This window comes from Chryseobacterium nakagawai (genome assembly GCF_900637665.1).
Lineage (GTDB): Bacteria > Bacteroidota > Bacteroidia > Flavobacteriales > Weeksellaceae > Chryseobacterium > Chryseobacterium nakagawai.
The window spans coordinates 121,953-135,466 of the sequence record NZ_LR134386.1; the positions used below are offsets into that span (position 1 = coordinate 121,953).

The window sequence follows — 13,514 nt, forward strand, 5'->3', positions numbered from 1 at the left end:
TTTAGAATTAGTTTAATTAAATTTACACAGGCAAAATTAGCGGTTGCCGATAGGAAAAACTTTTGAGCTTGGGATAAAGACTTTAGATTTTGGGAGAGATTGTACCGAACCATACGATAGCAAGACAGATTTTTGATTTTTTCGGGGAAAATCATCGCAGCAGCGTGCCCGAAACTTTCGTTAATGAGCTTGGAACATTTGAAACCCTGACTTTATATGAAGGGGATGAATTTTTGGTAAAAGAATATCAGTTTTCTTATATCAGGGATTATACAATGAAATTCCGTACAGAAGCCATAAAGTATATTGAACTGGCTTTTTTTCTTGACGGAGCAGAAGTCATCAGGGATCTCATTGATGGGAAACCTGGAGAATATAAACTGTTTCATCATTATATTTATTTTACTCCGGAAAATGCTGATGTACAAATAGATTTCCAGAAAGAAACCTCTTACAAGAACCTCGATATTTATGTCTCCAAGGATTATTTTCACCAATTGGCAGAAAGCAGCGGTGCATTACAGGACTTTATTTACAAAATAGACCAGAACCAGCCCGCCAGTTTATTCCCTAAAGGACTCCCTATCACCCCACAAATGATGGGTATTTTACTGGAAATCAAAAAATGTAGTCTGGAAGGTTTTTACAAAGATTATTTTATTAAAAGTAAGATACTCAGCCTTCTTCTGCTCATTTTTGAATTTGCAAAAAACAAGGAAAACGAAACTGAAACAAAAAACAAAACTTCCATCAGCAATGCTGAAATTCATACCCTAATGGCTGTAAAAGATTTCATAGAAGGAAACCTAAAATCATTTTATACTATTGAACAGCTTTCTATCAAATTTGGTATTAATGAATTCAAATTAAAAAATGGGTTTAAAGAACTGTTTGGGGATGGTGTTTTCCATTATGCTTCAAAACTTAGGATGAAAGAAGCTCTTTATCTGCTTAAAAATTCTGATTTCTCCATTAAAGAGATTGGTTATCATTTGGGATATGCTTCTCCTTCGTCATTTAGTGTGGCTTTTAAGAACGAATTTGGGGTTGGGCCTAGCTATTATCGTAAAAATTGAAAGACATAAATAGATCTGTTTTCTATACAATTTAGACTTGTTACAACGTTTTACGGATTTATTTTTTTCCTAAACGAATGTATAACAATATCAGGTCATCAATCATTTCGTTACATTCTAATTCCTTAAAAAAACAAAAAACCCTCCGTATTCAAAATACAGAGGGTTTTGTACCCCAGACGGGACTTGAACCCGTACGTCCTTGCGGACACAGGATTTTAAGTCCTGCGTGTCTACCAGTTCCACCACCAGGGCTGGTGTATGGTACAAAAAAAGGATTTGAAAGCAAATCCTACTTTTTGTATGGTGCGGATGAAGGGACTCGAACCCCCACGCCTCACGGCACCAGATCCTAAGTCTGGCGTGGCTACCAATTACACCACATCCGCTGGTTATATTGATCTGCTTTCACAGATTCAAAATCAATTCTCTTACAAATATAAGAAATTCTATTAAAGAACACTCTCTATAAAAACAAAAAACCCTCCGTAACGAAATACAGAGGGCCTTGTACCCCAGACGGGACTTGAACCCGTACGTCCTTGCGGACACAGGATTTTAAGTCCTGCGTGTCTACCAGTTCCACCACCAGGGCATGGTGTGGAGCGAAAAACGGGATTCGAACCCGCGACCCCAACCTTGGCAAGGTTGTGCTCTACCAGCTGAGCTATTTTCGCATAGTGCGGATGAAGGGACTCGAACCCCCACGCCTCACGGCACCAGATCCTAAGTCTGGCGTGGCTACCAATTACACCACATCCGCTGGTTTTTTTGTATTGTAAGTTTTAAAGAGCTTGCTTCGTTTTTGTGAGTGCAAATATAGGACAATTTCCTTTACCTCCAAACTTTTTCAGGAAAAAAATTAAAATTTCCAGATTTTTTTTCAGCAGCACCTATTATTACATTTCATTTTCTTACTTTTACATCGTTAATAATTACGATATGGAATTACAAGGAACGGTAAAGAAACTTTTTGAAACTCAAACATTTGCAAGTGGATTTCAAAAAAGAGAATTGGTTATTTTAACTCAGGAACAGTATCCACAGCCGATAAACATAGAATTTTTATCTGATAAAATTAGTTTATTAGATAACATTAAAGAAGGTGAAAACGTAAAAATTGGAATCAACATCAGAGGTAGAGAATGGGTTTCTCCACAAGGTGAAACTAAATACTTCAACTCTATTACAGGATGGAAAGTAGAGAAAGTTTTTGATAATGGATCAGAACCTACTCAGGCTACGCCTCAGCAGTCAGCTTCTCCTGTTTCTAACGAGAATCCGTTTGCCGGAGACGACGATGATGATTTGCCTTTCTAATTAAAGAATTAAGATCAAATATTAATCCTGCTTTCTTATAAAGTGGGATTTTTTTTCTAAAAAATGGTTCGATTAGACGAAAACGAGATTTCATTTCCTGATCCGGAGGTGTATGATGGCCACGATGGGCTTATTGCTTATGGTGGAGATCTGTCTGTAGAGCGCATTTGGTTCGCTTATCAATTAGGAATCTTCCCTTGGTACAACCCCGGAGAGGAAATTTTATGGTGGTCTCCGGATCCAAGATTTGTTTTGGTTCCTGCTGAAATAAAGATTTCCAAATCAATGAGAAAGATATTAAACAGAAGTGTTTTTACTTTTTCTGAGAACAAAAGTTTCAGGGAAGTCATCAAAAACTGTCAGCAAACTATCCGGAAAGGGCAATCAGGTACCTGGCTTTCTGATGAACTGATGGATTCTTTCATCCAGCTTCATGAATATGGATTGGCCAAAAGCATTGAAGTATGGCAAGATGAAAAACTTGTAGGTGGCTTTTATGGTTTACAGATCGGAAATATTTTCTGTGGTGAAAGCATGTTTGCGAAAGTAAGCAACGCTTCAAAAGCTGGATTTATTCATTTTGTAGAAACCCACAAACACCAAATTGAATTAATTGACTGCCAGTCTCATACCGAACACCTGGAGAGCCTGGGTGCTAAAATGATTCCCAAAAAAGAATTTTTAAAAATCTTACACGAAAATAATGAACGCAGATAAAGAAAAATGGCTTCTTCTGGGGATCCTGAGTATTATTTGGGGGTCATCTTTTATTTTGATCAAAAAATCACTGGACCATTTTAGTCCGTACCAGGTAGGCGCACTAAGGGTGCTTATTGCTGGTATTATTTTATTTCCTATTGCGATTTCCAATTATAAACTTTTTCCTAAGAAGCATTTAAAATGGCTTGTTTTAGCTGCCCTGACCGGAAATTTCATCCCTATGTTCCTGTTTCCGATTGCAGAAACTGAAGTCAGCAGCAGCATTGCCGGGATCATCAACTCCATGATGCCTATTTTCGTCATTATTGTAGGTGCTTTGGTTTGGAAGTTTGAAACCACAAAAAAACAGATCATCGGAACTCTGATAAGCTTTACAGGAGTCTGTATTCTGGCTTTTGGTGGTGGTGACAGCAGTGAACTTAAAATAATACCGATTTTGTTGCTATTACTGGCAACTTTATGCTATGCTTTAAGTACAACGACCGTAAAATCAAAACTTATGGAAGTTTCTTCCGTAGTTTTATCTTCTTTTATATTTTCTTTTGTTTTAATTTTTCCATCTATTATTGCTCTTACAAGTACAGGATTTTTTTCTGAGTTCAGCTTTTCAAAGGAAAATATGCTTGGGCTGATGTTCGTAAGTTTACTTTCCATTTTCGGAACCGGGCTTGCCATGACAATGAATTATCGGTTATTAAAAGTTTCCACCCCTCTTTTTGCTTCAACGGTTACGCTTATAATGCCTATTGTAGCTATTATCTGGGGCATAATTGATGGCGAAAAACTAACTCTATTCCAATTTATAGGCGCAGGAATTATTATTGCCGGATTGATCTTTTTAAGAAGTAATCCGAAAAAATAGATTTACAATACTTTTATCAATAAAAAAACCTGCATTTCTGCAGGTTTTCATTATTTGAGACTATATTTAGTTCTTTTTCTTTACCTTATTTGCTTTTACTTTTTTCACTTCATCTTTAATAAAAGGATATTTTTTCTGCATATCCTTAGCTAAAGACGGATCCAATTCTAAAGCCTTTTGAAGGGATTCTGTTCCTTTATCCTGGTCTTTCAGGTTGAAAAAACAGTTGCTTAACTGATAATATAATTCTGCTCTGTGGTGATGCTTTATTGCCGCATTTAAAACCGTCACCGCTTCTTCATATTCCCCTACAAGCATCAGAACTTCTGAATACGCATACCAATTGTAAAATCTTGACGGCTCTGCATCTACCAGCTTTTTTAGACAGGAAAGACTTTCTTCAAATTTGCCGGAATCAATGAACAGAAATGCTAATCTTTTTTGATAATCAAGATTACTCTCATTCAATTGGGTAGCTTCCTTAGCAAAATAAAGAGCTTCTGACATACCGCCCATTTCTTCATATAAATAAGACTGCTCCATCATTGCCAGATAAAACTGAGGATCTTCTCTCAACGATTTCTGAAATGAATTTAAAGCTAAAATAGGTTGCTTTAGTGCTTTGTTACACAATCCGATTTTATAAAAAGTAAATGCCTTGGTATATTCCAGTTCAAGCATTTCCTCATAGGTCTCAATCGCTTTCTGGTATTGTCCTAATGCTTCATAACAAGCTGCTTTATTGGCATATACTCCAACAGAATTTGAATTAATAGCTAGTAGATAATCATATCCTTTTATAGCTTCCTCAAAATTCTTTCTGTTGAAGTAGAATTGCCCATATTCAAACCATGCGGTTTCGGAATAAGGGAATTCATCTAAATATTCATTAAGAAAGGCAATAGCCTCCTCACTCTTGTTCAAATCACTAAAGCACACCATCGCATTTTCCATTGAATATTCATCAGAAGGATCTTCTTTAAGTGCTTTTCTGTAATGCTTAAGAGCGTTAAAAGGATCGCCTAGATTTACATATTCATCCGCAATAAAGTTGTGAAGGAAATTTTCTTCTTCCTCCAGCGTAAGAGCTTTTTTACAAATTTCAATGGATCTTCTAGGGTTACCCAGGTTCGAATAATACTTGGCGTAACAAACTAAAAAGTCTGTATTCTCCATCGAAGCACCTTTTAGTTCATCAATAAGTTCTTTCGCCGTATTATATTCTTCCCACTCCAGAAGAATTTCAAGTCTTTTGATCTTGATATCTAATGAATTGGGATGAAGCTTCAGTCCATAATTAACGGCCATATCGGCGTAATTAAAATCACCAAGCTCCAAATAATAAACAATGATATCTTCCAACTCCTCAGTATCGAAGTAGAATTCGTCATTGTTTTCCATCATTTCTTCGAACTTTTTTACAAGTTCATTTCCAAAATACTCTTCCAATAGTGTCCTCTTTGTCGGCCCAATGCCTGAATTTACTTACAGACCTCGGCAAACTTTATTAATTAATAATATATCTGAAACTGATATTCAAATATTTATGCAAAGTTGCAACTTTTTTTTGAATTTTCCATTTCATAAATTTCTATTATAAAAATAGTAAAAAAAGAAAACCAATAAAAGGATTGTGGATAAAAAAACAGAAATTGGGGTTAAATTCTTACTACAAGCCTTTTTCCGGCTTGTATCTCAGCATTCCATATCGTTTCGATATTTTTTATATCAACTTCTTCAGTTTCTATTTTAATTTTTCCTTCTACAGCAGCCCGGAACATTTGAGGGATAATTTCTTTAAATAAAAGTGCTGATTCTTCTTTTGTCCAGCTTCCCAATCCTGATCCTGAAATCTGGATATCTGTTGCCCTGAGGATCTGTGAGGATAATTGGATTGTATCACCACTCATTCCACCAATAGTAACCAGTTTCGTTGTATGAGAAAATGTTCCATCTCCTTTAAACGCTGATAAAATCATTTCTACAGAATGTCCCCAGATATAATCGATAACAATATCAATAGGACTTTCATTATGAATTTCTTTTATTCTCGTTTTAAAATCTTCGTCACTTAACTGCAGAGAAATAGCCTCATCAGCTCCCAGTTCAAGAAGTGACTGCAAAGATTCTTCGTTTCTTCCGGTTACAATAATCTTTTTTGCGCCATACACCTTTGCAATCTGAACGGCTATTCTGCCTGTAATTCCTGTTGCTCCATTCACCAGCACAACGTTTCCAGGCTGTATACCGGCTTTGAACTTTAATGCCATTGCTGATCCCATTACCGCATTGGGAAGTGCTGCTGCTATGGAAAAGTCTAATCCTTCAGGAATAGCCACCATCATATTGGGATTGGCGACTGCTTTTTCTGCAACGGTTCCCTTTTTACTGAAAAAATAGACTTTTGAACCGTTTTCAAGATACCCCACTCCGTCTGAACCTACAATTGTTGGTTTATGGACTTCGCTTTCCGTAGAATAATGTTTCCCACTAGCTCTTGCTTTATCAAGGTTTTTAATGGATGCTGCCTTTACCGTTACTAATACTTCGTTTTCATTTGTTATTTCCGGCTCAGGAAAATCTGCATATTGAGGGATACTTCCTTTTTCAAATACTATTGCTGCTTTCATTGTTTTACATTTTTATACAAAATTATGAAGGGGAAAATGAGGAAGCGATAACATTTGTTATCAGTTGAGGAAACGTAGGAAGATGAAAGCGGAAGGCTGAGTTCACAAGTGTTTTTACTATGTTTTTTTATTTTTTGAATGTTAGGGCAACTTAGCAAACAAGGTAAGCATAGCCTTCATTTCTACATGGCCTGCGAAAAACCTCCTGCTCCAAAACCCGTCTTCCTGCCTAAGACCTCTTCTCTTTCAGTATTTTACTCTTTATCCTACTGAGATGCACCGTGGTAATCCCTAAATAAGAAGCAATATAATGCTGAGGAACTCTTTTGATGATCTCCGGCTTTTGCTGAGCCAGGTGAATATACCGTTGCTGTGGAGCGTCTTTTATAAATGAAAAGAAATGTTTCATATAATCGAAGATCCTTTCGAAAAGAGCATCCATCAATAGGTTTCTAAGTTCAGGAGTTTCGTAAGCTTCTTCAAGAAATGCTTCTACATCAGGTTTTTTAATTTTATACAAAATACAGGGTTCCACTGTTTCAAAGGAGACCATGCTCGGAAGACCTTTTTTAAAACTTTCCAGGGAAGAGAACATGGTATTTTCAAGGAAAAACTGAAAGGTAACATCTTTACCGTCATTATTATACCAAGCTCTTACAATTCCTTTTTCCAGATAGAAGGCATTATTTGAAACTTCACCTTCATTTAAAAGTACGGTTTTAGCAGGAACTTCCATCCGTTCGAAGTTGCCTAAAAATTTTCTCCATTTTTCTTTTGGAAAGGGAAATTTGTTTTTGATATGTTCAAACATTCTGAGATAAAAAAAGAACGGACCAAGTCCGTTCTTATGTTTACTTAAATTAAACTTTTAATTTTAGCGATGATATCATCTCCCAATTTATCAGCTTCTTCCTGAGATTTAGCCTCAGTATAAATTCTGATGATTGGCTCTGTATTGGATTTTCTAAGGTGTACCCAATTGTTTTCAAAGTCTATTTTAACGCCATCAACGGTAGAAACTTCTTCGTTTTCATATTCTTTCTCCATCTTACTAAGGATCGCATCTACATCAATTTCCGGAGTTAATTCTATTTTCTTTTTCCCCATGAAATAGCTTGGATATCCAGCTCTTAGTTCGGAAACGGTTTTATTTTCTTTTGCCAAATGAGTCAGGAATAAGGCTACACCTACTAAAGAATCTCTTCCGTAGTGAAGTTCAGGATAGATAATTCCTCCATTTCCTTCTCCACCAATTACGGCGTTTTTTTCTTTCATTAAAGTGACTACATTTACCTCCCCTACAGCACTTGCGAAATATTCTGAATGGTGAGTATGTGCAACATCTCTCAAAGCACGGCTTGAAGAAAGGTTGGAAATTGCTGCTCCGTTTTTATGTTTTAAAAGATAATCTGCAACGGCTACCAAGGTATATTCTTCACCGAACATTTCTCCTTTTTCATCAATTAAAGCTAATCTGTCTACATCCGGATCTACTACTACTCCAAGATCTGCATTTTCTTTTTTAACCAATTCACAGATGTCCCCTAAATGTTCTTTTAACGGTTCAGGATTGTGTGGAAAATGGCCTGTTGGTTCGCAATATAATTTAATGGTTTCACAACCTAATTTGTCTAATAACATTGGAATGGCGATTCCTCCTGTAGAGTTTACAGCATCTAATACTACTTTAAAGTTTTTAGCTTTGATTGCTTCAACGTCTACCATTGGCAAATCAAGGATCTGCTGAATATGAATGTCAAAAGCATCATCTCTTGTTTCGTATTTCCCCAAATCGTCTACTTCTGCATAATTGAATTCTTCACTTTCTGCTAAAGCAAGAACCTCTGCTCCGTTTTCACCACTGATGAATTCTCCTTTTTCGTTTAACAATTTAAGAGCGTTCCATTGTTTTGGGTTGTGAGATGCGGTAAGGATAATTCCTCCATCTGCATGTAGCTCAGGAACCATTACTTCAACGGTAGGCGTTGTAGAAAGGCCCAGATCAACCACGTTGATTCCTAATCCCTGTAATGTTGCAGTTACCAGGGAAGAAACCATTTGTCCTGAGATTCTGGCATCTCTTCCGATGATAAGGGTTAAATCTTTTTTATTTTTATTATTCTGAAGCCATGTTCCGAATGCGGAAGCGAATTTTACTACATCAAGAGGTGTTAAGTTATCATTTACTTTCCCTCCTATGGTTCCGCGAATTCCCGAAATAGATTTTATTAACGACATTCTGTTTTATTTCTTATTGATTAGTGTAATAATTTATGAGAAACAAAGATACTTAAAAAGACATTGACCTTACAGAACAGGAATCTTTTTTTGAACTTTATCATATGTATCTTTCACAACTCTCGGAGGAGCAAAGCGATAGCCTATGTACAGTAAACCGTACAGACTGTTGTTCTCTACGGTTTGATTCCTTGTTTGGTTATAAGCATACGCATTGAAATTCATTTTTCCACCAAATAAAAAACGATCTGTATTGTATCCTATGTGAAGCCCACCTTCCATCCTTAAAGTCAGATATTGGACATTCTTTATCGAACCATCCCCAAAAACATCGCGATAAGTTGAAAACTTCCCTCCAAGTCCGAGGGCAAAATAAGGGGCAATATTTACATTTTTCCCGAGTACCCAGTTGTAGAAATAGCCCATATTGGCGCCTATTTTATATTGTGTTTCTTTAGCATTCTGATCTTCTACTTTATTTCTTAAAATGGTAAGATCATAGTCCAGAAAAGGAACCCAGCTGCCACTGCTTTTGTTTTGCCATTCACCCTGCGTGTAAATACTTCTTGCGGAAAAGTTTTTATTCAAAATATAGGCGGTAGAGCCTCCAAAGCTTTGTACTCGTAAGTCTGGAAACTGCATGTAGGGATCTCCTTCCTTCCAGGCAGGAAAAAGCTCTTTCATATTTTCAATATAAAAGCCTTTTACATTTTTGTAATATAGGTTCTGGATTAATCTTTTGGGAAAAAACCTGATACTAAAATCTGTATAGGAACTATTTCCTTTAAGATCATTATCTTTATTTTCCGCGAAAAAACGAGGTGCAAATGATACTGTAGCACTTATAATTCTGTAATCAACAGAAAAGGAAACTTTTGTTTTATTATTGATAGAGAAGATCTGTTTTTTTTGATTTCCCTTTTCTCCTTCTGTAAAAATATAACTTTCAATATTGGTGTCCAGATTAGCACGAATCATTACCTGATCAGCATAAGACTTAATATTTGTGGTATCTCTTTGTGCATTAGCCTGAATGGCCAACACCAAAAATAATACAACAAATACTTCTTTTCTAAGATTCAACCTGGATATTTTAAATTAAAAAATGAAAATACTACATTTTTTTTTAATTCGTCCATTGAAATCTGTGTTAAGAACAGCCACAATCTTTATCGCAACCTGATCTTTTAGAACTGAACTTATTAGGGGCAAAATTCTTTTTAAGTACCTTGAATAAAGAATAGCAGGCAAATGCTACTATTAATGCAATCAGTATGTATTGAAAAATTAATGAAGAATCCATTACTTTAAAATTTGATATACTATCAACGACACAAAATATGCCAAACCTGTCATCATAGCTACCTGAAAGCCTGTCCATTTCCAGCTTTTGGTTTCTCTATAGACTACTGCAAGCGTAGAAACACACTGCATTGCAAACGCGTAAAACAGAAGAACGGAAATTCCTGTTGCAAAGCTGAAGACTTTTTCTCCATTGGGCTTTACGTCTCTTCTCATTTTATCAATTACTTTTACTTCCGGGGCATCATCTTCAAGGCTATACAATGTTGACATCGTCCCTACGAATACTTCTCTTGCTACAAAACTGGTCAGGATTCCTACTCCCATTTTCCAATCATATCCCAGCGGAGCAATCACCGGTTCTATACTTTTACCCATTTTAGCCAGGTAAGAATGATCTAAATGAACGTTTGAAGCAACCATCTCATTGGGTTGTTGTTTAGGTCCAAAATAGCTTAACACCCAGATAATAATACTTACAATGAAGATTATTTTCCCGGCTCCAGTGATGAAATCCCATACTTTACCTAAAACCATTTTAAGGTCATATCCAAAAAGCGGTTTTTTATAGGCAGGAAGATCCATTACCAAATAGGTTTTTCCTTTATCTTTAATAAATCTCTTAAGAATTGCCGCAGAGAATAATGCCACTAAGAATCCTAACAGATACATTCCCATTAGAACCAAAGCTTTATATTTTATTCCTAAAAATGATCCTTCTGAAATAATTAATCCAATAATGATACTATACACCGGAAGTCTTGCCGAGCAAGTCATAAATGGTGTTACCAATATGGTGAGCAATCTTTCTTTAACATTTTCAATATTTCTTGTGGAAATTACTGCAGGAATAGCACAGGCTGTTCCTGAAACAAGGGGAACGATACTTTTTCCGTTCAATCCAAAAGGACGCAACAGTCTATCCATCAGGAAGACAACTCTTGCCATATATCCTGAATCCTCTAACAAATAAAGGAAGTACAGTAAAATACCAATCTGTGGAGCAAAGACTACAATTCCTCCGATTCCCGGAACAATTCCATTGGAGATTAGTGAATTAATAGGTCCTTCCGGAAGATGTTCTCCTGTAAAAGCTGACAGCCATGAGAAAAATTCTTCGATCCAGTTCATTGGATATTCTGCCAGAAAGAAAACACTTTGGAAGATCACCAATAAGATCAACATGAAAACCACATATCCCCAGAATTTATGGACTAAAACTTTATCCAGTTTTTCTGTTAATAATTCCTTGAACTGAGGTCTTTTAGAAATTACGTTCTCTAATATTTTATCTACATTCTGATATCTCCTAACGGTTTCCTGAACTTGTAATCTTTTCGGAACCAAGCTTTTAGTATCAGAATCATTAATCTGATCCTTTACAGATTCTATTTTGCCTAGATCTGCTCCCAGTGAAAGGCTCATCCAGGCTTTATATTCATTATCAAAGCCTTTATGAGAGGCTAATTTCTGAATGAAATCTCTGTGTTCACCAGGTATTTCAAATGAAGTCTTTTCTGTTTTTACAAATTCATTGTTATAAACGGCGTCTCTCACTTCATCAATCCCAATTTGCTCTTTAGCGTTGGTTTGAATAATCTTGATTCCTAACGCTTCAGAAAATTTCTGAATATCTATGGTGATGCCTCTTCTCTCTGCCTGATCAATCTGATTAACGATCAGAATCATCGGGATCCCAAGATCCTGAATCTGCTGGAATAGAAGAAGACCTCTTTTTAAACTTAATGCTTCAAGAATATAAACAACTCCGGCGTAGTTTTTCTGCTCATCACGAAGGTATTTTGAGAAAATAGCCTCATCTTCTGAACTTGGATAAACGCTGTAAGAACCTGGAAGGTCAATGACTTCAACGTCTTCGTTTTTATGCGTATAGTTTCCCGAATGGCTTGCAACGGTAACCCCGGCATAGTTTCCGGTTTTCTGCTTTTTGTTACAAAGTGCATTAAAAACCGTTGACTTTCCTACATTAGGATTTCCAACTAAAAGTATCTGTTTTTTCTTGTTTGCCTGCATTAATTCAATTCTTCAACAATGATATAATCTCCTTCTTCCTCACGAAGAGCAATCCGGCTTTTCTCTGCTCCAAACTCCACATACATCGGTCCATTAAACGGAGCCTGGTACAAAATCCTGAAAACAGTCTCTGGTAGAAGGCCCATTTCAATGATTTTATTGGGCATTTTCAGATGGTCATTATCATATCCCAATATCTTTCCCATTTTGTTTTTAGGAAATCCACTTAATTTATGTAAATCTTTCTCTTTCAAAGCCCTATTTTTTTGTAGTGCAAATATACGCTATTTAAATTTAATCTAAATAACGTTTAGCCGATAAAAAAATCAACCCAAATACATTGCTGTACCTGGGTTGATTTGGAATATAATTTAGTTGATATGAATGCTTATTTTTTCTTTTTATCAGAAGAAGCCTGATCTTTTTCAATCGGATTATCATTTGAGTTAAAGTAATCCTTCGTCATCTTTTCTTGTCTTTTAAGTGCATCACCGATGGTTACATCAGATCCCGGCATTTTCATATTCATCATTTCCGGAGTCACTCTTTGTCTGATTTCAGCCATTGGATCCTGCTTAAAACTAGCATAGGCCTTGTCAAATTTTTCTTTTGTTGTAGGTGTTACTGTGTTGGAAACACCATATTTCGCATTGATCTTATCTGAATAGGATAACTCATCATAATTTTCAATCTTCTTATTCCCGCTTAACATCCAGGAATAGTTTTTCTCGTCATCTTCAATCTTAACGATTAACCCTGGAAGGCCGTAGAACTTATAGGGGCCATCCTGAAAAGGAATATCTGAACTAAACCATGCAGTCCATTTTCTGCCTCCATATTCTGTAGTCGCTTTTTGAGTATTGTATTCTCCTATTTTCTGCTTCTCCGGAAGAATATTCCAGGTAAACTTAACAGGATCATCATATCCAAATAAATTCATGCTTACTCTATCAACATACTGCTCTTTCATTTCCGGATAAGTTTTCACAATCTTGTAGGCAAACTTAGGCATCCTGATGAGTTTAGAAATATCTTTCCATGTTTTGGCTTTCTCCATTTCCTCAACAGCGAGCTTGATAATAGAATCCTGAGAAGGAATGGTATAATCCTGATAAATAGATTTTTTAGGAGTAATATCCAAAATCGTTATCAGCTTATCTAGCTTTACAGAGTCTTTTTTGGGCTTAAATGTAAGTTCATAAAAGAATCGGTTAGCCGTTTCTTTAGCTTCCTGAGCATTAGCAAAGGCAAAAAGCGTGATAAGAAATACTGAAAATAGCTTTTTCATTTCTCAAGTTTTATTAATTAGTGATCACTTTGGTGAATTTGTTA

General features: G+C 36.1%; 12 protein-coding genes and 5 tRNA genes. 4 read left to right on the forward strand and 13 right to left on the reverse strand.

The features are described 5' to 3' along the window. Nucleotides 1-89 precede the first annotated feature (89 nt). Nucleotides 90-1,076, forward strand: a complete 987-nt coding sequence (locus tag EL260_RS00515; protein ID WP_228445250.1) for a helix-turn-helix domain-containing protein — start codon at nucleotides 90-92, stop codon at nucleotides 1,074-1,076. A gap of 171 nt (nucleotides 1,077-1,247) precedes the next feature. On the opposite strand, the gene EL260_RS00520 is transcribed toward EL260_RS00515, so the two are convergent. From EL260_RS00520 to EL260_RS00540, 5 genes are all read right to left on the reverse strand, one after another. Then, nucleotides 1,248-1,331 (reverse strand) — tRNA-Leu (locus tag EL260_RS00520). A 49-nt stretch (nucleotides 1,332-1,380) separates the two neighbouring features. After that, nucleotides 1,381-1,465 (reverse strand) — tRNA-Leu (locus EL260_RS00525). Between the two features lie 122 nt (nucleotides 1,466-1,587). Beyond that, nucleotides 1,588-1,671, reverse strand: a tRNA-Leu gene (locus EL260_RS00530). 6 nt (nucleotides 1,672-1,677) lie between these two features. Further along, nucleotides 1,678-1,753, reverse strand: a tRNA-Gly gene (locus EL260_RS00535). A 4-nt stretch (nucleotides 1,754-1,757) separates the two neighbouring features. Further along, nucleotides 1,758-1,839 (reverse strand) — tRNA-Leu (locus EL260_RS00540). Nucleotides 1,840-2,018: 179 nt separating this feature from the next. Here EL260_RS00540 and EL260_RS00545 point away from each other — a divergent pair. The 3 genes from EL260_RS00545 (at nucleotide 2,019) to EL260_RS00555 (ending at nucleotide 3,978) form a co-directional block, all read left to right on the forward strand. Then, nucleotides 2,019-2,396: a DUF3127 domain-containing protein gene (locus EL260_RS00545; RefSeq protein WP_123858358.1), complete on the forward strand. Its 378-nt coding sequence runs from the start codon at nucleotides 2,019-2,021 to the stop codon at nucleotides 2,394-2,396. 63 nt (nucleotides 2,397-2,459) lie between these two features. Next, on the forward strand, nucleotides 2,460-3,113 hold the full coding sequence (gene aat, locus EL260_RS00550; protein WP_123858359.1) for a leucyl/phenylalanyl-tRNA--protein transferase: 654 nt from the start codon (nucleotides 2,460-2,462) through the stop codon (nucleotides 3,111-3,113). Then, nucleotides 3,100-3,978: a DMT family transporter gene (locus EL260_RS00555; protein WP_123858360.1), complete on the forward strand. Its 879-nt coding sequence runs from the start codon at nucleotides 3,100-3,102 to the stop codon at nucleotides 3,976-3,978. The genes aat and EL260_RS00555 overlap by 14 nt, the downstream gene beginning before the upstream one ends. Before the next feature lie 66 nt (nucleotides 3,979-4,044). On the opposite strand, the gene EL260_RS00560 is transcribed toward EL260_RS00555, so the two are convergent. The 8 genes from EL260_RS00560 to EL260_RS00595 all read right to left on the reverse strand — a co-directional run bounded on the left by EL260_RS00560 (nucleotide 4,045) and on the right by EL260_RS00595 (nucleotide 13,470). Continuing rightward, entirely contained in the window at nucleotides 4,045-5,427 is a 1,383-nt protein-coding gene (locus tag EL260_RS00560) for a tetratricopeptide repeat protein (protein WP_123858361.1), read from the reverse strand. A gap of 209 nt (nucleotides 5,428-5,636) precedes the next feature. Next, entirely contained in the window at nucleotides 5,637-6,608 is a 972-nt protein-coding gene (locus tag EL260_RS00565; RefSeq protein ID WP_123858362.1) for a quinone oxidoreductase family protein, read from the reverse strand. Nucleotides 6,609-6,837: 229 nt separating this feature from the next. Further along, nucleotides 6,838-7,419: a Crp/Fnr family transcriptional regulator gene (locus tag EL260_RS00570; protein ID WP_123858363.1), complete on the reverse strand. Its 582-nt coding sequence runs from the start codon at nucleotides 7,417-7,419 to the stop codon at nucleotides 6,838-6,840. A gap of 44 nt (nucleotides 7,420-7,463) precedes the next feature. Then, the gene (gene glmM / locus EL260_RS00575; protein ID WP_123858364.1) at nucleotides 7,464-8,846 is read right to left on the reverse strand and encodes a phosphoglucosamine mutase; all 1,383 of its coding nucleotides are present in this window, start codon (nucleotides 8,844-8,846) and stop codon (nucleotides 7,464-7,466) included. A gap of 69 nt (nucleotides 8,847-8,915) precedes the next feature. Further along, on the reverse strand, nucleotides 8,916-9,929 hold the full coding sequence (locus EL260_RS00580; protein WP_123858365.1) for a DUF4421 family protein: 1,014 nt from the start codon (nucleotides 9,927-9,929) through the stop codon (nucleotides 8,916-8,918). A 219-nt stretch (nucleotides 9,930-10,148) separates the two neighbouring features. Then, a complete protein-coding gene (gene feoB / locus EL260_RS00585; protein WP_123858366.1) occupies nucleotides 10,149-12,182 on the reverse strand; it encodes a ferrous iron transport protein B in 2,034 nt (677 codons plus the stop codon). Next, the gene (locus tag EL260_RS00590) at nucleotides 12,182-12,436 is read right to left on the reverse strand and encodes a FeoA family protein (RefSeq protein WP_082811058.1); all 255 of its coding nucleotides are present in this window, start codon (nucleotides 12,434-12,436) and stop codon (nucleotides 12,182-12,184) included. The genes feoB and EL260_RS00590 overlap by 1 nt, the downstream gene beginning before the upstream one ends. A gap of 134 nt (nucleotides 12,437-12,570) precedes the next feature. After that, complete coding sequence (locus EL260_RS00595; protein WP_123858367.1) at nucleotides 12,571-13,470, reverse strand: GLPGLI family protein; 900 nt, start codon at nucleotides 13,468-13,470, stop codon at nucleotides 12,571-12,573. Between the last annotated feature and the right edge of the window lie 44 nt (nucleotides 13,471-13,514).